Source organism: Vibrio sp. C8 (genome assembly GCF_054051265.1).
In genome coordinates this window covers 131,091-152,477 of sequence record NZ_JBPAOE010000049.1, presented here as the reverse complement: position 1 = coordinate 152,477, position 21,387 = coordinate 131,091, and the positions used below count along the sequence as shown (strand labels likewise).

Genomic DNA, 21,387 nt, shown 5'->3' with positions numbered 1-21,387 from the left:
ATGCATACGACGGTTTTCGAACATGGTTATTTAACGTCACAAGATGTCGATCAGTCCATTCAAAAAACTTCTAGAATATCTGAGAGTGCCTATAACTATCTCAAAGAGGTTTGTTTAGGTTCGGATGAGGGAAGTGTAGGAAGATGTCTGAGCTTGACCAAGCGTTATGGCTATGAGCTGATTCAGGTAAAAAACTACGTGGGTGTATTATTTACACCCACTGGTGAACATATTGAAGTTTTGCCCAAGGTTGGTATTAAAAAAGATGACTTAATGCTATCAGTAGAAGACTCACGAGAAATGCTCTTGATGATGCTTCAACATTTGGGTTCTTTTCGTCATGTGTCGACCAACCAAGCGAATATTGCGAGCAAGAAAATGCCTCTGCTAGAGGTGTTTATCAACCAGTTCTTACAAGCCGTAAATTCTTTAGTGAAGAAGGGGCTAAAAAGTGACTATGTCGCGCAGGTTGAAAACCTCAATTATAAAAAGGGTAAGCTGCTAACTGCTCAACAGGTAAAACACAATCTGGTGAATAAGCATAAGTTCTACGTTGAATACGATGAGTATCTGATTAACAGACCCGCTAACCGCTTAATTAAAACAGCACTACGAAAACTCACACGCTATGTCATGTTGGCATCCAATCAAAAACTATTAAGAGAATTGCAGTTTGCTTTCGCTGAAGTACCAGAGAGCAAATTCATCAAACAAGATATCAATGCCGTTAAGTTAGACCGCGGAATGCTTGATTACCACGTTCCTCTAGCGTGGGCAAAGCTGATCCTGGAAGGATTTTCTCCATTGAGCATGAAAGGAGAGCACGGCGCTTTATCTTTGTTATTTCCAATGGAAGCGGTATTTGAAAGTTATGTTGCTTCGGTTTTAAGAGGGCAATTGGTTGAAGGTGCTACCCTGACGACTCAAGCTCGTTCTGAGTATTTGGTCACTCATAACCAAAGAGAGCAGTTCTTGCTCAAACCAGATTTAATCGTGACATCCCCAGATAAAAGCAAAGTTGTCTTAGATACTAAATGGAAACTCATTGATCTTGATGAGCACAATTTTGGTCTGTCCCAATCCGACTTTTATCAAATGTATGCATACGGACAAAAGTATTTAAATGGTCGTGGAGCATTAGTGCTGATTTATCCTGCGCACGATTCTTTTATAGAACCGATAGAATATAGCTTTGATTTTAGTGACGACTTAAGGCTTTGGGTTGTGCCATTTGAACTGTGTGTGAATGGGAAGAGCCGATTGTTGTTTGGTGATAATCATGAAGTTCGTAAGCTTATAAACAACGATTAGTACGGAAAATTAATTACTGTTAAGTCAACAAAGCAGAATAAGTAAAAAATGATGATTAGAGAGCAATTTATAAATCGAATTCAAAACGTTTATGGCGAACCAACGAGAGTCACGAAAAAAATTAATGCGTGGCATATTTTTACTAAATTTGGCTTCGTTGTTGAGGTAGATTCCCCAAGAGATGGCTCATACGTCAATGTTTGGTTGCCCAAGTCTAACCTTGGAGCTCCGCTTGCTAATGTTGAGTGCACTGAATACCTGGAAGATAAAGGGCGCCACAGTAATACCTATAGTACTCCAGGGTTATCGAAGGGAGAGCCTGCGCTAAAACTGAAATTAAAAACAGTTGGTGATATCAATGCTTTTTTTGAGTATCTGGCGTTTTAATTTAAGCAGCATTCTATAACTATTTATACTTAACAATATAGCGATTACAGATATGAACACGTCTATTCTAGGTACATCACAATCAGTTTCTCAATGGTTAAATGGTTTCTTAAACAGTCGTAGTGTCAAAAGAGACTCTGGTCGTCCTCTGTATCAATACCATATGACTAACGACGAGTATTTATCCCTTCGTAGAACTCTTTCCTCTAGCTTTAGATTTGAGGTTAAAAATACTTTTACGAAAGAATGGTGTGGTGCATTCGTTCTATATTGTTCTGAGTGGTTTCGCAGGGAGTATAGTGGTGATTGGAGCTGGCAGCCGATTTTTGAATCTCTTTCTTTTGAACTCTCTCCACTACAACGAAGTGAAATAGTACCCAGAGGTTTGTCTATTTACTGGGGAAAACCGGTTGCGAAATTCAACTCAAATATTTCAGACTACCTTGGTTCTATCTTTCTTGAAGGTGGGTTACCTTCAAATTTGCTATCCAGTGATTCAAATAATTATCAGAATGCATTTTTCGCGGTATTTGAACGTTATCAAGAGGCGAAAGACCTAGGTACTATAGCTATTGAGAGGCTCATTAGGTCCAGGATTACTGTTTTACCGATGACACTGCAAAGTGACGAGTCTGTATGTCTTATCGCTAGTATGGCTGAAAAGCTCGATACATTGGTGTATCAATTTTCTTTAGATAGGCAGCAAGATCCAGCCAAGTACTTAGACGAACAGTATTCCCGTTGGCGAGAAAGCTTTCCTCTACCCCTGGAAAGTACAGTTGGAACTGCATTTTTGAACCAATTGCTTTCTACAGCGACGAAAGAAGTAAGGAAAGTCACAACTACCAAGAGAAAACTTGCATGTAACCATTATCTTTCTTTTGTTAATCAAGCAGTTTATACAGAAGTTACGCTTCCTTCGACATACACTTTTGAATTATCTAAAAAGCAACTGCAAACCAGTCGAGTTGAGTTAGCTATTTTTGAAGGGGATCAACAAATTGCTGCCCTCGGCACTGGCTTTGCTCAATTTGAAGATAACTTAACGTTAATTCGTTTTAGAAACTCTTCTGTACAGGTTCGTCGAATAGAATCTGGTAGTGAATTATATGTCGCTGTAATGCAAGCTGGATGCACACTAGCTGAAGTTCGGTTGCCGTCCAGCTCTATAGATATTGGCGAGTCACCAATTTCTTTACTAGATAAAGACGACAAGTGGCAAATTTTAGGTCAGTCATCCCTCATAACTAAACACAGAAAAATTGGCATATTAGTACCTCAACATACTGCGTTTAATATGGGATTTGGGTACTTAGAAGATTCAGAGCTTAGTTTTAGTGGCTTAGCGCTCAAATATCTAGACGGTAGGTGTGAGTTAACCGTCAACGATACAGAAAGGTACGTTATAGCCACTAATGATAATAGTATTCATGCATCGGATCTCATCCTTAAAGGCGAGCAATTACCATGGCGAACTGTACCAGCACTTGTATTTAAAGGTGTACCCAAAGTCGAAAGATATTCGAATGAACTTTCACTAGATGATCATGAAGATGTGTCGACTTATTTGAATGGTTCAGTTATTGGTTCGCTATGCCAATCAGAACTCAATGGTCGTCAACTCCTTACTGCGAAAACATCAAGCGGAATTATTTTGCTGAGAAAGCGTATTGGCATACTACCAAAGGATTTTGAAATTGAGTTGGTTAATGGTGAAACGCCTATCCAAGGCATTATCAGGGTAAAAACGAATTCGCCGTGCACCTGGGATGTTATTTCTGAAGATGTACAGGTTACAAACTCATATAAATCTGAGGGTTTGAAAGAGATCTTGCTTGATTCTATTGGTAAAACACCTGCTTCAATCACTATTTCAATTCGCGCAAATATACTTTCTGACCCCATTTTGATTGAGGTTCCTTTCCCCGCGCGAGGAGCTATTGCATATAACCGCGATGGTAAATTGTTAGCAAGTCGGTTAACTGTAAATGACTTACTAGGTAGTCGTTTACATCTATTCTCGACTCAAGGGATTCCAGCTAATTTCCAGATTGAAGCTGTTATCAAAACGATGGGACAAGGAAACAGCAAAACACCTTATTTTCAATGGAATTATAAGGTTACAGACAAACCATTAGAAGTCAGTCTATATGGTCTAAAAGATGCCATTTTAGAACTTCTTTCGTTAACAGATCTGCTAGACGGTGAAGTGGAACTATGTGTAAAAGGTCCGGGTAAAACGCTTAACTTTATCATCAATCACTATTCGACGATGCTTGAGCATGAGCGTTCGACAAATACTGTTTTTTTACGCTCAACTGCTTTATCGAATGCCGAATGCGTTAAGCCTGTTCTTATGTCTTTATCTGATCCAGAGCAGAAGCCTTTCGCATTGGTAAGTCGTCAGACTGAAGGTATTGCTATTGGTGAATATGAACTTCCATCGTTTATTGAAACGGATGGACCTTGGTTAATCGTTCCAGATGTAACTTCAGAAGTAGCGTTTAGGGCAAAGTTTTTCCCAGGCTCAAGGGCAGAAACTACTGACGATGAAGTGCAGAGTTTGCAAAAGGCAGCAAAACTTTTTCATCCGCAACATAATCCGGGTGTGATTTCTGATGTCCTATTGCAGATGAGTTCGGATTTGACTCACAGTGGGTGGACCTATTTAAGAGATACATATAAGAATTATGGTCATTTACCTCTTTCAACATTTGAAGTTTGGCGTCATTTGGTTAGAAATCCAGAAGCTCTCGCGGTTGCCGTTTTTGCTTTTGATATTGATGAAAAGTTCATTTCTCATATAGAGAGTGAATTTTCAGTGTTTTGGGAATTTATATCTTTGGAATACTGGAAGCATGCTGCTTCGATTATGAAAGACGCGCTGAAAAATATTGGATTATCTGATGAGATACTTAAGCCAATGATTCAGAAAAATATTGAAAAGTTAGGCCTGACAATACCAGCGTTTGCGAACTCGGTTGTTAGCTACCTGATAAATAGTGGGATGCAGCCACGAATTCCGCTTGAATATATGCTGCAGACTTCGGAGATTTGGTTCCAGGAATTGTTACATCAGCATAGTGAAGATAATCAATGGCCGACAGAATATGGAAACGAGCTAAAGCAGTGGTGCAATAATTTACAGCTACTACCATGTGAGTTAAAGGTCAATGTTAACTTCCAGGCTGGTGTTGTTTATCTGCCTCTATTTGCCGCAGCAATGGCTTCGGGATTAATACCTGCGGTAATCGCTGACAACTTGCCTAAAGATGCAATTTTCCACTTACGTAAACTTCGAGATTTTGATCGTGAATGGTTTGAACCTATGTATAGCGTTTTCATTAACTACTTCGCACATCAAGCTAAATAAGGATTAGTCCATGACACGTTATTTTTCTGACTTAGTTGAACAATCAGTAGCAAGAGCAAAAGAATCAACATTGAGTGTGTTGGGAATTACTAATCCTGAGTTAAGAGAGCATTTAAGTAACTTGATGGGAGAAAACTGTGGTGAACAAAACGCATTTTTAGCTCCACCTTTGTTTGAACACACATTTGGTTGGGAGTCTGCTGAACCTAAGATTTCGGACTTAAAAGGTGATTTACTTTCGGAAGCTGTTATTAATGCACTCGATAACAAAGAGAACGGTCGCTATCGATTTGAAGCAAAATTCCAACCATTCAAGCATCAGTTAGAAGCCTGGAAGACGTTACTTGATAATGAAGCTAAATCGGTGGTAGTAACCTCTGGTACGGGCTCTGGTAAGACGGAGTGTTTTATGGTGCCCGTTTTGGAAGACTTGTACCGTGAATATCGTCAGCTAAATATGCCTCTAGTCGGTGTAAGAGCACTATTTTTGTACCCATTAAATGCATTGATTAATTCTCAGCAAGAGCGTTTAAATGCCTGGACTCAACACTTTGGTAAAGGTATTCGATACTGTCTTTACAATGGCAACACCGAAAACAGTGAAAAGAAAAAGCGTAAAGCTCAAGAGCAAAGACCCAATGAAGTGTTGACTCGAGAATTAATGCGTAAAGAGCCTGCGCCAATCTTGGTTACGAATGGAACTATGCTTGAGTACATGTTGGTGAGACAAATCGATTCACCAATAATTGAAATTTCCAAACAAGAAAAATCATTACGCTGGATCGTTCTTGATGAAGCTCATACCTATGTTGGTTCTCAAGCTGCAGAGTTATCTTTACAACTTCGCCGAGTATTACAAGCATTTGGTGTTGAGGCCCAAAATGTTCGATTTGTTGCAACGTCTGCAACTATTGCTGGTGATGAAGCCACTGAACAATTAAAGCGCTATTTATCTGATTTAGCTGGCGTTTCACCGAGTCAGATTAAGGTGATTGGTGGGAGACGAGTTATTCCGGAATTAGATTTTTGTGAAGAGAAAAATTTAACTTTAGATGAGCTTGAATCTATAGAACCATTAGGTGAGGAAGGGCAGAAAGCTAAGATAAATGACCCTGATATCTCGTTGAATAGATATGAAGCGCTTAAAGCTTCAACTTATGCCCGAGTACTTCGAGATATTATCGTAAATAGTAAAGCACCTTTAACTCTTGACGAGATAAATACTCGTTCAGCTATACGGATGAATAAATCTGTTATTCCTCAAAGTGAATTACTGCGCTGGTTAGACTTAATGACGGGGACTAAGCCTAACTTAAAATCTGAGGCATTTCTTAAATTAAGGGCTCATTTCTTTCAACGAATGACTAATGGTTTATGGAGTTGTATCAACAAAGATTGTGAATGTAAAAAAGGCACTCCTTTAGAGCATAATTGGCCATTTGGGTACGTATATTCTGTTAAAAGACAGATGTGTGATTGTGAAGCGCCGGTATTGGAGTTGAGTTTCTGCTTGGAGTGCAATGAACCACATTTAATGGGAAGAGACAAAGGTGGATTTTTAACTCAATGGAATAGCAATAGTAGTGATGAGTTTTCCCTTCAACATGAATTAAATGACGAAGATGGAGATTTGGATGTTCAACAGTTAGATACGAACTCTCATTATCCAGAAATATATGCAGCACACCTAGATAATGACGGTTTTTATTCGTCAATGAATATTGGTAAAGACGGTGTAATTTGCTCTCTTGAGGCTAACGGATATGAGCTAACTGTCCTTAATGTTCCTCAGAAACAGACTTGTAGTGGTTGTGGCTTTGATGGCTATAACGGTAGCTCACCGTTTAGAAGGGCTATGTTAGGGGCACCTTTTTATATTGCGAATGTGGTTCCTACGTTGCTTGAGTTCTGCCCAGATTTCGATGGGCAAGGTCCAGAAGGACCTCAATCTTTACCTGCTCGTGGTCGAAGGTTAATTACCTTTACAGATAGCCGACAGGGTACAGCACGGTTATCTGTTCGCATGCAGCAAGAGGCAGAACGCTCAAAATTAAGAGGCTCTGTAGTCGAGATCTTGCGTGAAAAGCAATTGGATCAGCCTGAAAGTATTAATCAACCGATAGAAGGCGTATCGGTAGCGGATCTACTGGCACAGGCTGGTGGATTACGTGCTTTGGGTATGGCTGATATGGCTAGTGAACTGGAAGCTAAAGCGAAAGCAATAGAGTCAGGTGCCCCGTAAACCCAGCTAGCGGCTATGAGTTGGAATGAAATGGTTACTGCACTAGCGAAAAAGAGTGATTTTAAAGGTGCTATGATTCTCTACAATCAATATCTATCCCCTGAAATCTTTAATCAGCAGGTTGATGGCAGCTCTAAACTTGCTGACATGCTTCTATTCAGGGAGTTTGCTAGAAGACCGAAAAGACAGAATAACTCAGAGACCCAGGGACTTGTAAAGTTGGGTTACACAGGGTTAGAAAAGATCAAACAGTGTCCGGAACATTGGGAAAATAATGGATTTACGCTTGATGATTGGCGTGACTTTATAAAAGTATCACTGGATTTCTTTGTTCGCGAAAACAACTATCTTCGTTTGGAAGAAGGTGGCTGGCTTAAATGGGTCGGAAGCAAATTTGCATCTAAAACTCTTCGAAACCCACTTTCTCAAGAGGAAGATGAAGGTCGTGTTAAAAAATGGCCTCAGATTCGTTCTGGAAATTATAATCGATTAGCTAAGTTACTGATTATCGCATCGAACATTGATGTTAATGCTGCTTATGGGAAAGATATTATCAATAGTTGGTTGGATGCAGCTTGGCATGAGTTAACAGATAATTCTCGCATCCTTTCAGTAGATAATAATCAGTTCGCACTAGAGCGAGCTAAAATTACTTTTTCGTTTGTAGATAAAGTTTCTATTTGTCCTGTAACGAATAAATTAATTGATACAACTTTTAAAGGATTCACACCTTATTTACCTCGTAAGGTCGATGATGCTAAGAAATATCAATGTACAGTAATCGATTTTCCTAGTATTTGGCATCTAGAGGCTAAGCAGCTTGATTATCAAAAGGGTCTAAGCTCCGTACGCAAACAAGTTGAAAATGATTCTAAAGTAACAGCGTTGAGATCGCGTAACCTTTGGACAGATATAAATGATAGGGCTGTTGAAGGCGGGTTTTATTATCGAACCGCTGAGCACTCTGCACAGCAAAGTTCAGAACGTTTAAATCAGTACGAAGACATGTTTAAGGCAGGTAAAATAAACGTACTGAACTGTTCAACAACAATGGAGATGGGGGTCGACATCGGTGGCATTTCTGCGGTTGTAATGAACAACGTACCTCCACATCCAGCTAACTACTTGCAGCGGGCTGGTCGAGCGGGGCGTAGTAAGGAATCTAGAGCAATTTCATATACGTTATGCAAGGGAAATCCTCATGACCAACAAGTATTTAATAGCCCTAAATGGCCTTTTGTTACACAAATTCCTGCGCCTTATGTGGCATTCAATTCAGAACGTTTAATACAACGTCACGTCAACTCGTTACTTCTTTCGGTATTTTTGAGGCATTGTGTTGGTCGTACAGCTACAGAAAAAACATCATTGAATTTGGAGTGGTTTTACTTACCTGAATCCAATTCAGTATCTGATGATTTTCTGGCTTGGCTGCAGAGTGACAGTCAACGTTGGGATAACGATATTATTTCGTTGGTTAGAGGTACCGTCCTTGCTGATATTCCACCGCATGTTCTTAGAGGACGTACGTTGGACGTTATCAAAGATTTGAAAGATAAATGGTTTAGCGAATATAACTATTTAGAAAGTGAGTTATCTACAGCAGAGGCTGACACGCCATATGCTTACAGGCTTAATGTGGAACAATATCGACTTGGGAAAGAATACTTATTAAGAGAACTGGCTTCTAAAGCTTTCTTACCTGGCTACGGATTCCCTACTGATGTCGTAAATTTTGACAACAACAATATTGAAGATTTTATTCGAGAGAAAAAAGGTAAAGACCAGAAAAAAGATGAGCGAGAGGACAACGTATCGCGCTTTCGAGGGCTGCCAAGCCGTAACTTAGCTGTTGCGATTCGCGAGTACGCTCCTGGTTCTGAAATTGTGCTGGATGGCCGTGTGTTCCGATCTGGTGGTGTTGCGCTTCATTGGCATAATGTCTCTGGTGTTGGTAAAAATGAAGCTCAGAAATTTGATTTGGCATGGCGATGTGATTGCTGTGGTCAAACTGGTTACGAGACGTCAGCTTCTGTATCAAATAAGACTTGTACTAATCCTGAGTGTAGTGCTCAGATTAAGCAGAAGCATATCAGGCAAGTCTTGCAACCAACTGGCTTTGCGACAGATTTTTATCATTCGCCTTCAAATGATATTTCAACACAGAAATTTATCCCTGTGGAAGATGCCTGGGTATCCACGGGTAACGCAAAACCAATTAGCTTGCCCAATGAAAAAATGGGGTACATGATTTCAACTTCAGAGGGGACGGTTTTCAATCATACATCTGGAGAAAACGGCAAAGGTTATGCGCTTTGCATGACTTGTGGTCGAGCTGAATCACTGGATAAGAATGGAGATTACCCTAATGCGTTAAATCCAAGTAAAGCACATCAGCCGCTTAAAGCTGTAAAGAAAGATAAGTATGGTGATAAAACAGTCGATTGTGATGGTTCTGGAACGTTGATGAAAGGGATTCATCTGGGCTGTCATTCAAAAACAGATGTATTTGAACTGGTCTTAAAACATCCTGTTCGTAATGAATATATCTCAGATGACAGTGACGGTAGAGTAATTGCGACAACGCTTGCTGTTGCTCTCCGATCGGCGTTAGCAAAAGAGTTAGGTATTGCCACCTCTGAACTTGGATACTCTGTTCGACCTGCGATCGTTGGTGGGAGCGCTCCAGCGATGGTTATTCAAATTTATGACGTTATTGCTGGTGGCGCTGGCTTTGCTAGTTCAGCTAACTATCATATTCAAAGTTTATTGACCGAAATGGTGAAAAATCTAAGCTGCGATAAATGTGTTAATGGGTGTAGTGATTGTCTGTTGGACTCAGATACTCGTCACGATATTGACTTGATTGATAGCGAGCCTGCTAGAGATTGGTTAGGTTCGGACTTTTTGTTGTTTAACTCTGTTCCTGAAGAGTTGAAGCAGTTTACTGGTGGGCAATATCAACCAGCATCAGTATCAGCGGTTATAAGAAACCAAATAAACCATGGAGCTCGAAACTTAACAGTTTGGCTGAATGAAGATGAATCTGAGTGGGATTTGACACACCCTAATTTCAAACGAGCTTTAATTACTTATATAACCTCAGATAATCTTGATGTAACAATTCTCCTGCCTAGAGAAGCGATAGACCAAGATACTAGGGAAGAACTTTGGGCGCTTCAGAAACTCGGAGCTCGGGTAGCAGTAGGCGCAAATAGGAATTCGCAAATAGCAGCTCAGTTTAGGAATGAAGCAGAAGTTATCACTATTGCTTGTTCTGAGCGTCGTAATACTTGTCCAGGTGTCGATTGGCATTGTGCTGACGGAATCGTAATCTTATCTAAAGAAGAACCTTTACAAGAAGCTAAAGTTATTAATATTTCTCTTGAAAGTCTTGAAAGTCTTGAAAGTCTTGAAAGTCTTGAAAGTCATGATAGTCAACAATCCATTTCGCTGAATAACTCATTAGAAGTTGTTGATGGGCTCAACGGAAAGTTAAATAGTTTCGGTTCTGCGTTCTGGAAGACTATTTTTGAATCTAAACCAGAGCTGATGGATTTTCTTTCCTCGGAACAAATTGAATCTGTGAAGTACAGTGACCGCTATATTCAAAGTCCATCTTCAATGCTGATGATCTCCCAGTTGATAGCATTTATCTGTAATGGTAGTCAGTCGATAAACTCGGTGGTGATCGAAACTCTGTACCATGAAAAGCAAACAATGGGCAGTTTGTTACATCATGACTGGCAAGACCATGATGAGTTTATTGAAGCGTATAAAACATGGATTGAACTTAAGACATCAATCAGACCACATGTTATTTGCCATGAAAGACGAAGCGACATAGCTCATAGAAGGCTGTTGACACTTAATTTAGCTTCAGGGAAAGAACTTAGATTTAAGTTTGACCAAGGGGTTGGCTATTGGCAGATCAGCGAGGAAAACTCTAGGTTCTCTACAGTTAAATATAATTTCAATTCCGACCTTGGGCCGCAATTAGCAGCATTACAAGCGATAGAGGATAAGTTGCTGGTTAAAAATAGCGAGGCTTGGTCTACTGACATTAGTTATCAGGTTAGGTAGAAAAGTTTTAGTATGAGTTGGAGCCCCAAGTATTTATTTACTTGGGGCTTATACTGAATAGCTAAGATACTGATTTAATATCAAATAGATAAAAGTAGTGATAACAATGCTCAACCAATACCTAACTAAAATAGAACAAGGTAAACCCATCAACCTTGATTGTTTTATTGCGTGTTTGCCGTATTCCGATACTCAGCAATGGCGACAAGTCTACAAGGCTGTACGGAAACGAGGCGGATATCAACTAACGATCATTGATGAACAAGCGCATCAGGCTCTGTATAAGCCGTTTATGCAGGACAGGGTAAGTGCAGCAAAGTATGGTCGTTCTCATGATGTCACCACTAGCTTTTCTCACATTTTAGTTTTGAACCAGCATTGCTCATCTGGTATTCCATTTGTGGTTCTTTCTGATGCTAGCGGTTTTAAAACAAAAGGGCAGTTGTGTGGCAAGCAAGCAGTGATTGTCGAAAACGTTGAAAATTTTTATTGTTATAAGGCGTTTCTGGCAGCTATTGAGCAACATGGTTTAATAGCTAATTGCGATATTTTGTTGGGTGCCGGTAATCAAATTTGCGATCAGCTTAATCTTCCATTTCTCTCGAAATATGATGTTATTTACTGCGCTCAAGATTTGGATTTGGGCGGTTTAGCTATCTATCAAACATTAAAGAAAGCATTGCCGCAGTGTCAGTGGTTGTCTCCACCTGATTGGGAGTTGCATCGAGATAAATTTAATCTTAAACCTAAAACTTCAGACCATTTAGCGAAGGCTTTAAAACTTGCTCGGGAATTGGGGCTTACACAAGAAGCGAAGTTAATGAATCAAACACGTGCATTTTTAGAACAGGAATCTTTCTTGTCAGTTGAAAATTAGGAATCGAAATGGATAATCACGCAATCGATAATTTACTTATCAGCATATCCCGTTTAGTTGCAGTTGACTCAGCAGGTGTGGCTATTGCTGAGATTGACCTTAGAGAAGGAGGAATATTGATAGGTGGGGGTAATATCGGTAAAACATCACTTCTTAACGCCATTCGCCTGTTTTTACTTCCTGAAGAGAATTTCAAAAGTTCCTCTAAAAAGTTTGGTTTCTCCGATAAAGAGGGCAAATTTTTCTCTGATGACGAGAGTTTTGAACACTACTTTCCAAGTAACAGCAGTTTCTTAATCCTTGAATGCGACAACTATTTGGGCGGGCGCTTGCCTCACTGCCAGATTTTATACCGTGGAAACACCGATAAACTCGATTATCGTCGTATGTTTACTTCGCTTCGTTATGAGCAAATACGCCACCTGTTCTGGGATGCCAACGCTGGAGAAGATGGTATCGGCGGGCGAGTTGATGGATTAAGCCCAACCAAAGTCACTGAGTTCCTGAAGAGAGAAGATAAGTACTTTAAAACCTTAGTGCGTTCGTCCGCGATTAAAGAAGTGATTTACGCTAACCAATTGCTCGATGTTGATACGATGCGGTTTTGTCTTTTTCCTCTTAGTACCACCGACGATGCCAATGTTGATGCTTTCCGTGCTTTAGTTCGTTTGCTGTTTGATATGAAAACAGGGTCCGATACCGTTCGTGTTGCTGTTGCGAATATTATTGAAACTCAGAAAAAAGAGCGTAAAGATGAACTGAATTTCGACATTGATGCTTTCATTGAACACAACGATACGCTAGCCCGGCGTGAACGTTTGCTAAAAAATATCGAAAGTCTTCGCCCTGAATTTGAAAAACTTTCTGCAAGTTATGAAGAGTTAACAAAAAACAAGAATGCTGAACAAGAGCTGATGCAATTTGCCATGATGTCGCAAACGAAATTTGATCAGCAAAGTAAAGAGTTTGGGATTGAAGAGACCCAATTAGCATTACTGGATAAGCGTGTTCGTGCGAGTGCTGCTGAATGTCGTCAAATAGAAAGTGATCAGAAGACTCTGCTAGGTGACCATCGCACTTTGCTACGGCAGCAGAGCAAGTTTGATGATTTGGTGCAAAAAACGCAGTTACTGATTAATCAGTATGATGAAGACGATACTTTAGAGATCATTATTGAGGGTCACCGTGGGCATTTGGCGGAAAAAGAGCATGAACTTGAACTGAAAGAGAATGCAGAACAGCGTCAACAAGAATTGCTGACGCTTGAGCAGGAGATCGAAAAGTTTGAGGGAATAGCAAAGCGTTATCAGGCGTCAGTAGATAATCAGCAGTTTAAATTGTTTAACCAATTAGCTGAACCTGTGTGGTTGAAATTGGCCGCTCTGAATATGGATGTTGCGGAATCTAATCTTGGTAGGGTGTTGTCTTCTGCTGAAGATCAGGCAATCAGTGCTTTTACCGATCTTATAACTTTAGATGATAGTGGTCGCTATCAACTGTTTGGTGTCCAACTTGATGCGATATCTCTGGATACAAGAGAATCAGATCAAATCCGCTTAGCTAAGGTACTTGCGGTTCTGGATAGAAAGCGTAAAAAAGCGGCAGAAATCACGGCCATGGATAAAGAGAATCGTTTTGAACAAGTTAAAAATATTACAGCGTTAAAAACTGAAATTGGTCGAACTAGATCTGAAATAGAATTGCTCTTGGCATCGAATAGTAACTCTCAGCAGTTACAGACTCTAAATCAGGAGCTTGAAGAAGTTGAAAACAAGCAACAAGAGCTGGTTAAGAAACTCGATACTCAAAATGAACTGTTGACTCTGGAAAGACAAAAGCACGATGAGCAGACAGATAAAGTGAGTGAGATGAAATCTCAGCTTGGCAATTTAAACCAGTGTTTAGTTTCAGCAAAAGCTCAATTGGAAGCCAATGGTTTAGCGTCCAGTAATTTTACAGTGATGCCCAATCCATCGTTACTGCTGAACGAAGACAATTTGCATCAGTTGATTGGTAACTTGCAAAAAAAGCGTTCTGCCAGAACAGATATTGTTAATCGACTTCAGGACTTCGTCCGAAATCAGGTTCTGGAGAATGATGATCAATTAATGCGTTCGTTTGTTGATGATGAACTGTTAACTCATGCGTTTGAACAGCTTCAATCCCGTTATCAGGGTTTGGAGGGGGAGTTTGATATTCTGCGTAAAAACTTCGTTGAGCATAAACATTCGATTCATAGCATTATTAACGAGTTGAAAAATAACCGGGAGATGGTTCGTCAGTTTGAGCAGAGTATTAACCGGGCATTTGCCGGAGTCTCTATTAATGATTTAACTCAGGTCGAAGCGTCAATTAAGGTCGAAGCCCGTTTTAGTGATTTAGTCGGGGAAATCGAACATTTAGACACTCACTCAGACCAAAAAGCTTCTGATCAGTTTATAGAACGGTTAAAAGCGTTCAGTCAGAAGTTCTTCCCGGATGGGAAAGCTGCGTTACTGACTATGGAACAGATTGTGGCAGGTATTGCGTATCGGGTGAAAAAGCAGGGACAAAATAGCTGGGAGAGTAAGTCGCAATCAACTTCAACCATTATGCTGATAAATCTTAAGCTGGTGGAGATTTTACTTGGTCGTTTAAGAAATAAAGCGTGTACAACCCAATTCCCCCTGATTATTGATGAAGGCGCATCCGTTGACAGCTCTCAGTTTGATTGGTTACTACCAAGTCTTAAGCAAGCTGGCTTTAGAGTGCTCAGTGCTTCAACGAATTCTGCGTCAAGTGAGATCATTTTTAAGTTTGGTCAGCATTTCAGGTTAGATGCCATGAGAACGGCTACACCTTATCATCCAGCACGCACTATCGCTTTCACCGGTATGCCTGATAGTTTTGTTGTGAAGGGCAGTGCGATGGACAGAGAACAACTGGATATGTTTGGAGATGCCGATGAGTGAGCAAAGGCTGCTGACGATCCCAACATTTTCCATCATGCTTGAGCATCACTCAATCATGAGGGACGTTATTCGCGAGATGGATAGCAACGGTGAGCCCTATGTTCGTGAAGCTCGGTTTGTTGCTCGGTTACATCGTTATATGCAGGATCAAAGCAGGGAAAAACGCCAGCAACTACGAACCGCATTTTCAACAGATAATATGCTCGCGGCTCATATCTTAGTGGATAAAGATGAGTTCGGTGGTGAGAGCCGATTGATCTTCGATCGTTCTGTCATAGGCTTGTTTCGTCTGTTTGACAAAAGCCTGTTTCAGGACCTGACAGATGTGGCACTAAAGACTCAATTGGGCGGAATACGTTTGTTGTTGGAACAAATTCACTCAGGTTCCATGTTGTTCAGCGATGAAGATCTGGATTACAAAGAGCTGATGGATGAGCTGTTTCACCGCCTTAGTGAATTGCTGAATAAAATACGTCTTAACTTGGTAAAAATGCAGACGATCAACCAGGAACTGAGCGAAGCCAGTGAGCTGGCGACAAAAGCGGATAATCCTCAGTCATTTTCCATACTTCAGAGAGAATCTATCAGCAAGATTTCTCATTTGCTTTCACGTCATATTTTACCTACCAGACAATTTCTTGATGAGAAAAGTAGATTGAATGACGGGCCAAACTTATTTGAATGTCTACAAAAGTTACGGGAGAGGTTTGAGTTCCATCAGGATCACCAACGAGCAATGGCGATGCTGAGATATGAGGTGAGCTTTAATAGTTTTCATAACCAGATCAGTAAGGTTTCACATTCGGTTGACCAGTTTTTAGCTCGTTCGAAAAAGCGTCTTAAACAGTTTAATGCTATTGAATCTGCGTTTGGGGAACTGACCAAAGCGTTAGAAGCGACTCGTTATAATCTCAAGCGTAGTCTGATTGATGGAGAATTTGCACGTAACAACGGAGCATTTTTAGGTTTGATGCAGCAAGCAAGGCCAAAAGTGTTACGTATTAGTAGTTCAGAAGCGTATTTGAATAATGTCGTCAGTGATATTGAAGCCAGAGTTGCCGACCAAAATTTATTACAGCAGAACCGATATGTGAAATTAGCTAGTTCGAAAGATGATTCTACCCAATTACGCCTGCAGCGTGCCGAACAGATATATAAGCTGATAAAGAAGATGCAGATGGCAGAGTATCTGGATCTTACTTTGGCGTTGCACCGTAGATTAAAAGACAACCTCGAAGGGTATCGATTTATCGACTTGTTAGAAGGTATTAATTTTGTAATGCGTAACGACGCTTTGTTGGATGGACACGTAATTAACACGACTAATTATCGTAACCGCGTATCTCAAGATGAGATGGTCTATTTATACCGTAAAATACGAACGGAGAGAGTGGAGCAATGACAACGGCTTTTTCACAAATAAACATGGCGAGAAGCCAACAGATATATGCCACTTTTGTTAACGGTAGGGTGCTCACTAAACAGGTATACGATATCCATCAACAGCAGTTCCTAGACAGCCCACTGTATACAGAAATCTATAATCATCTGGAGCATTTCACCCAGCTATATCTACATATTGGATATGCCCTGAACTTCAATGTTGAAGGCGAGTTCTTCTATATCAGTCGTAGTGATGATGAAGAAGACGCGGATGTTAATGCCACCAAGATTCAGGCGATGCTGTTGATTATCTCTCGTTACTGGGTCGATAAAGGCTATGACCTCGACGATTTGGCTACTCCTGTTATTGGGTTAGGACGTACTGCTCTCGATGAAATTGCTGAACAGGCGAATTACAACGATATTCGCCAGGCGCTTGGTATTGAAACATGGGATAAAGCGATTAGTTATCTGGCAGATCGCAATTTTCTCTATCAATGTGGTGACAGACACTATGTACTAAGTTCTGCTGGGATGCACTTTTTAAATCGTCATGTAGAAAAGTATTCTGAGCAGCAATACCAGTAACAAAGCCCTAATTAATCGTGGTTCAATCACTTTTGGGATTGATGTGGAAACTATAAGCGAATGGAAGCAAAGCAAGCAGAACAAACTTACGGGGCTAGGTATGCCCAAAACTCAGTGAGTTGTTTAATAATTGCTCAATTTTAGAAATCTTCGCTTTCCATTGGAATTACGCAACAAATCCGCTCATGTAATGAAAGCAGCTGTAGAGCTGGTCATAGAAAATGGTTCCACTAATCCATCAGCTATGATCTGATGGACTACTACAATCAGCAACAGCATCATCAAGCAAATGATGGGCTGTCTCCAGTAAATACTGAAAATCGGCTTAAATCCGTGTCCGGAATTTGTTGACCACTACAGGTAAACAGTTTCTATGAAGGATTGTTTATCATCACATAGGTCATGTACATTAAATATACTAATAAATGAGTTGAATATTTTTCATTGTGCCTTTTTTTAAATATTCGGATTCGATAGGACTTACCAGTTCAAGGCGAATAGAACCTTTCACTGTTCTACCTTTTAGTGAGCCTCTTTTTTCTTCGACAGTTTTCACTCCTTTCAAGGATTCTTGCCATTGTGACTTTAGCGTACTGTTGTTTATGTAGAGTTTTACCGCTCTCCAGTGTGCAAGAGGAATGGCGAAGTGAAATGTCTCGATAAACTGCCGTAACATTTCAGGAGAGTTAAAAGTAACACCGGATTTACTTACTGAGGTGTGAGTAAGGCAGTAAATGATCATCTGTTGTATTGAATGTCTTTTCTCTTCGTCTTTGTATTCAATACGTAGTTTCTCGATTATTCCGTCAACATATTTCAACTCTTTTTGATTTTTTAATTTCCCTGGCAATAAAGCTTTTTCTCGCTGAGATGAAAAGTGTCTTGAAGACTGCTTATTATTGGTATTTGTAGTTAGAGATTTTAAGTAGTAGCCATTTGTTAATGTCTGTCTGTTCAAGACAGTAACGATAACTGATGTCTTTAATGTTTTCGCCCAACGAGATAGCTTCTATCGTTTGATAACAAATATTGAGATTGATAAGTTTTTGTACTGGGAGTTTCAATGGAGCCATCGTCGATAAAGTAGTGAGATCTGGTTTTATCTCAACACAATCTAGCGATGATAGTACAAACGAATAGCAATCAATATATGTTACTGTGTGCTTTAATTTGTTGAGTTTTTGGAAATCCCGTCTTGTTGATAGGCTGAGTTTTTCCGCATGCGTTCGAGAAATAGAGGATTGTTCATTTTCTACCAATTTTGATGAGAGCAAGTCACTAAGATGAAAGTAATGTTCAAATGTGACTTTAGGTGTTTCGTGTCCGGCAAAAGCAGCAATTTCCCAGTACCAACTGCATTTTATTGCGTGCTTTGCCATTTCAAATTTTCCATCTCGCCTATGCTTTAAAACAACTATGCTTTTAAAGAACCATGCTTTCAAACAAATTAGCTCTGTTCATTGATTGGCATTGATGAATGTTTTACGTCTTTTCGAGGTTTAACGAAGCTGCCAATAACAAATGCACACAGTCCAGTAATCATCGTAGGTACGATGGGATGAACGCCGGCCATATCCGGTTTGATCATAATTAAGCTAATGTAAACCCCAAGCCCAATGACCATCGAAGATAACGCGCCAAATGCGGATGATTTAGACCAATATAATCCGAATACTAAAGGCCACAAAAATACTGCTTGTAAACCTCCAAGAGCAACGAGGTTTAACCAGATAATCATGTCAGGCGGATTTGTTGCTGCGACAAAGACTAAGCTGGCGAAGATACCTGTAGTCCAAAGGGAAATTCTACTTAACTTACGGTCGGCATTATTTTCTTTAACGATTTGAGGATTAATGTAGTTGATATAGAGATCCTTAAGCAGGGTTGAAGAAGCCTGTATCAACTGTGAATCAATGGTCGACATAATGGCTGCCATAGGGCCGGCAAGAAAAACGCCAGCAAGCATAGGTGGAAGAACAGTCATCATTAGTGTTGGCATAATTTGATCAGGGCTGGCGACTTCCGGTACGAGTGCTCTTCCCAAAGCGCCTGTCAGGTGGGTTCCAAACATCAATAGGCCAATCATGACAGTGCTAATCACCATACCTTTATGTAACGATGTACTGTCTTTGTAAGACATGCATCTTACGGCAGCTTGAGGTAGTCCGATAACACCAAAACAGACGAGAACCCAAAAGCTCAAAATAAATGGCTGGCTAAGGAAATGATCTGGCCCATATGGTGAGACCAGTGCCGGATCGATATCGTGAAGCTTTGTGACCAGACTTTCGAGACTTCCTCCAGCGTGAATTACACCAACCAGTAGAATGACAGTACCAATAACCATCATTACCCCTTGAATGGTGTCGGTCATTACCACTGCTCGGAAACCACCGATAGTGGTGTATATTCCGACCGTACACGCAAATATTATTAACCCATTCTGATAGCTAATCCCTAAAACGGTTTGCAGAAGTCTAGCACCGCCCACAAATTGCACCACCATAGTTCCGAAGAAAGCCAGAAGCAGTGCAAGTGAAGAGAAAATCACTACTTTACGGCTCTTATAGCGGGCATAAAGCATATCATTTATTGTGAGTGCGTTGTGGCGTCTGGCTTCTATTGCGAATTTCTTACCGAGTACGCCTAAAGTAAGCCAAGTTGCTGGCAATTGAATCATAGCCAGTAGTACCCAACCAAGCCCCATTTTATATGCGGCTCCAGGTCCACCAATAAAGCTGCTGGCACTGGCATAGGTTGCCGCAAGGGTCATGGCGAGAACAAATCCTCCCATACTTCGGCTGCCAACAAAGTATTCAGTAAGAAAATTTCCAGCCTTTTGATAACGCTGAGTCAGGAAAGCCAATGCGAAAACGGCGATCAGATAAATGAACAAAGGGAAAATAAGCTGACTATTCATGTTGGTCATCGTTATAACTATTGAGGTCAACATCCTTATATAGGTACTTAACCATTAGCGCACAAAGCGCGGTGAATATGATCGGCCCCAGAACGCAGGACAACAAAAACCATAACGGCATGCCCCAATAAAGTTGGGGTAGTTGTTGTTTACCTTGTGGAGCTGAAAAAATGTAGGCGCTACAGTACCACCAGACGAAATAACCGAAAGCGAGAAGTATTGCCCATAGGGCTTCTCGTTTGGCTTGGCGATCTAAAGCTGAATGTCTTTGCTTATCTGATTTCATAACTCACAGTTTAGCCAATCTATTGTTGTAGGCTATCTACTCTAAAAACGACTCAGCAGAAGAGTATTGGCAAGGAAAGGCAATGTAAACTGATTTAACCTATTTAAGTGACTCTATAGCTCTGTGGAGGAATGTTTGTGCAAGACTGTCTCTTTTCACGCAACGAACCGCCTCTTCGAATGTAAACCATGCAGCATGATCAATTTCATGGTTGGTGCCGGACAGATTTTCAGAATTGGCTGTGCAAAGGTAGTTACACATCAGTGTGTTTGAGACTTGGTGGTATTCACTACTCATGAAACGGTAGCATTGGATTGATAACCCCAATTCTTCTTGGATTTCTCTTATTAGTGTTGATTCAAGGTTGTCTCCCTGAGCTACATATCCGGCAACCAGAATATTGTCTTTGCGGCCATACTGCTGTATCAGCACTATTTGAGTTTGATCAGGGTTCAAAATGATAGCGCTGATAGCAGTGTTAAATGCTGGGAAACGATATTGATTACAGTGGTTACAAAAAGGAACGATTCCTTCATTGGTGCAGTCCTTTTCAGTGAGTGAGTGGCCGCAATCTTTACAAAATTTCTCTTTCATAGTTTTGTGTCTTTTTGGCGAAGTATCCATGTTTGACGAACTGTCTACAGTGCAGTTGAGAAGTTTTAACCTAGCTTTTGGTGTTACAACATTTGGTAGCAGTGAAAATGGACCATGATCGTCATTGATGTCCAGATAAGCCTATCTTACTGAAGATGTTTAAAGAGAGTAGATACAGACGTTAGCGCTTAGAACATAACAGAAAGTGACTTGTACTGTTATAAAAATGGTATATAACTATGCCTGAGGTGATAAGACAACTGAAAGTGCGCGTCTAAAATACTTATTTTAGAACTTTTACGATTTTTCCCCCTTATAGCATTAAATACTGATTTTAAAATCCCATTCTTTAGTTACTAACCTAGACAGATGAAATGACTGCGTAGAATAGC

14 protein-coding genes are annotated in these 21,387 nt (G+C 40.4%); 9 read left to right on the top strand and 5 right to left on the bottom strand.

What is annotated here, in order from left to right; all coding sequences use genetic code 11:
- The 9 genes from ACRQQK_RS17280 (at window position 1) to ACRQQK_RS17240 (ending at window position 17,195) form a co-directional block, all read left to right on the top strand.
- Entirely contained in the window at window positions 1-1,311 is a 1,311-nt protein-coding gene (locus ACRQQK_RS17280; RefSeq protein ID WP_457513456.1) for an McrC family protein, read from the top strand.
- A 51-nt stretch (window positions 1,312-1,362) separates the two neighbouring features.
- Window positions 1,363-1,698, top strand: coding sequence for a hypothetical protein (locus tag ACRQQK_RS17275; protein ID WP_457513454.1), 336 nt, complete (start codon window positions 1,363-1,365; stop codon window positions 1,696-1,698).
- Window positions 1,699-1,750: 52 nt separating this feature from the next.
- Window positions 1,751-5,071 (top strand): STY4851/ECs_5259 family protein, encoded by a 3,321-nt coding sequence (locus ACRQQK_RS17270; RefSeq protein ID WP_457513453.1) that lies wholly within the window; start codon window positions 1,751-1,753, stop codon window positions 5,069-5,071.
- A 10-nt stretch (window positions 5,072-5,081) separates the two neighbouring features.
- Window positions 5,082-7,313, top strand: coding sequence for a DEAD/DEAH box helicase (locus ACRQQK_RS17265; RefSeq protein WP_457513452.1), 2,232 nt, complete (start codon window positions 5,082-5,084; stop codon window positions 7,311-7,313).
- Between the two features lie 30 nt (window positions 7,314-7,343).
- On the top strand, window positions 7,344-11,396 hold the full coding sequence (locus tag ACRQQK_RS17260; RefSeq protein WP_457513450.1) for a helicase-related protein: 4,053 nt from the start codon (window positions 7,344-7,346) through the stop codon (window positions 11,394-11,396).
- Between the two features lie 106 nt (window positions 11,397-11,502).
- Window positions 11,503-12,273 carry a Wadjet anti-phage system protein JetD domain-containing protein gene (locus tag ACRQQK_RS17255; protein ID WP_457513448.1) on the top strand — a complete coding sequence of 257 codons (771 nt, stop codon included), beginning with the start codon at window positions 11,503-11,505 and terminating at the stop codon, window positions 12,271-12,273.
- A gap of 8 nt (window positions 12,274-12,281) precedes the next feature.
- A complete protein-coding gene (locus tag ACRQQK_RS17250; RefSeq protein WP_457513446.1) occupies window positions 12,282-15,224 on the top strand; it encodes a hypothetical protein in 2,943 nt (980 codons plus the stop codon).
- Window positions 15,217-16,626, top strand: a complete 1,410-nt coding sequence (locus ACRQQK_RS17245; RefSeq protein ID WP_457513445.1) for a hypothetical protein — start codon at window positions 15,217-15,219, stop codon at window positions 16,624-16,626. Before ACRQQK_RS17250 ends, ACRQQK_RS17245 begins: the two co-directional genes overlap by 8 nt.
- The gene (locus ACRQQK_RS17240) at window positions 16,623-17,195 is read left to right on the top strand and encodes a condensin complex protein MksE (protein WP_457513443.1); all 573 of its coding nucleotides are present in this window, start codon (window positions 16,623-16,625) and stop codon (window positions 17,193-17,195) included. The genes ACRQQK_RS17245 and ACRQQK_RS17240 overlap by 4 nt, the downstream gene beginning before the upstream one ends.
- Window positions 17,196-17,613: 418 nt before the next feature.
- On the opposite strand, the gene ACRQQK_RS17235 is transcribed toward ACRQQK_RS17240, so the two are convergent.
- The 5 genes from ACRQQK_RS17235 to ACRQQK_RS17215 form a co-directional block, all read right to left on the bottom strand.
- Entirely contained in the window at window positions 17,614-18,045 is a 432-nt protein-coding gene (locus ACRQQK_RS17235) for a hypothetical protein (RefSeq protein WP_457513441.1), read from the bottom strand.
- Window positions 18,046-18,091: 46 nt separating this feature from the next.
- Entirely contained in the window at window positions 18,092-18,574 is a 483-nt protein-coding gene (locus tag ACRQQK_RS17230) for a hypothetical protein (protein ID WP_457513439.1), read from the bottom strand.
- Between the two features lie 68 nt (window positions 18,575-18,642).
- Window positions 18,643-20,115, bottom strand: a complete 1,473-nt coding sequence (gene panF, locus ACRQQK_RS17225) for a sodium/pantothenate symporter (RefSeq protein WP_457513438.1) — start codon at window positions 20,113-20,115, stop codon at window positions 18,643-18,645.
- Window positions 20,108-20,401: a YhdT family protein gene (locus tag ACRQQK_RS17220; protein WP_457513436.1), complete on the bottom strand. Its 294-nt coding sequence runs from the start codon at window positions 20,399-20,401 to the stop codon at window positions 20,108-20,110. Before ACRQQK_RS17220 ends, panF begins: the two co-directional genes overlap by 8 nt.
- A 99-nt stretch (window positions 20,402-20,500) precedes the next feature.
- Entirely contained in the window at window positions 20,501-20,995 is a 495-nt protein-coding gene (locus ACRQQK_RS17215; protein WP_457513434.1) for an NUDIX domain-containing protein, read from the bottom strand.
- Window positions 20,996-21,387 lie beyond the last annotated feature (392 nt).

What these genes read in the sequence shown, in the direction of transcription:
- ACRQQK_RS17280 (WP_457513456.1), top strand. Translation starts at nt 1, where the DNA reads ATGCATACGACGGTTTTCGAACATGGTTATTTAACGTCACAAGATGTC.
- ACRQQK_RS17275 (WP_457513454.1), top strand. Translation starts at nt 1,363, where the DNA reads ATGATTAGAGAGCAATTTATAAATCGAATTCAAAACGTTTATGGCGAA.
- ACRQQK_RS17270 (WP_457513453.1), top strand. Translation starts at nt 1,751, where the DNA reads ATGAACACGTCTATTCTAGGTACATCACAATCAGTTTCTCAATGGTTA.
- ACRQQK_RS17265 (WP_457513452.1), top strand. Translation starts at nt 5,082, where the DNA reads ATGACACGTTATTTTTCTGACTTAGTTGAACAATCAGTAGCAAGAGCA.
- ACRQQK_RS17260 (WP_457513450.1), top strand. Translation starts at nt 7,344, where the DNA reads ATGGTTACTGCACTAGCGAAAAAGAGTGATTTTAAAGGTGCTATGATT.
- ACRQQK_RS17255 (WP_457513448.1), top strand. Translation starts at nt 11,503, where the DNA reads ATGCTCAACCAATACCTAACTAAAATAGAACAAGGTAAACCCATCAAC.
- ACRQQK_RS17250 (WP_457513446.1), top strand. Translation starts at nt 12,282, where the DNA reads ATGGATAATCACGCAATCGATAATTTACTTATCAGCATATCCCGTTTA.
- ACRQQK_RS17245 (WP_457513445.1), top strand. Translation starts at nt 15,217, where the DNA reads ATGAGTGAGCAAAGGCTGCTGACGATCCCAACATTTTCCATCATGCTT.
- ACRQQK_RS17240 (WP_457513443.1), top strand. Translation starts at nt 16,623, where the DNA reads ATGACAACGGCTTTTTCACAAATAAACATGGCGAGAAGCCAACAGATA.
- ACRQQK_RS17230 (WP_457513439.1), bottom strand. Translation starts at nt 18,574, where the DNA reads ATGGCAAAGCACGCAATAAAATGCAGTTGGTACTGGGAAATTGCTGCT.
- panF (WP_457513438.1), bottom strand. Translation starts at nt 20,115, where the DNA reads ATGAATAGTCAGCTTATTTTCCCTTTGTTCATTTATCTGATCGCCGTT.
- ACRQQK_RS17220 (WP_457513436.1), bottom strand. Translation starts at nt 20,401, where the DNA reads ATGAAATCAGATAAGCAAAGACATTCAGCTTTAGATCGCCAAGCCAAA.
- ACRQQK_RS17215 (WP_457513434.1), bottom strand. Translation starts at nt 20,995, where the DNA reads ATGAAAGAGAAATTTTGTAAAGATTGCGGCCACTCACTCACTGAAAAG.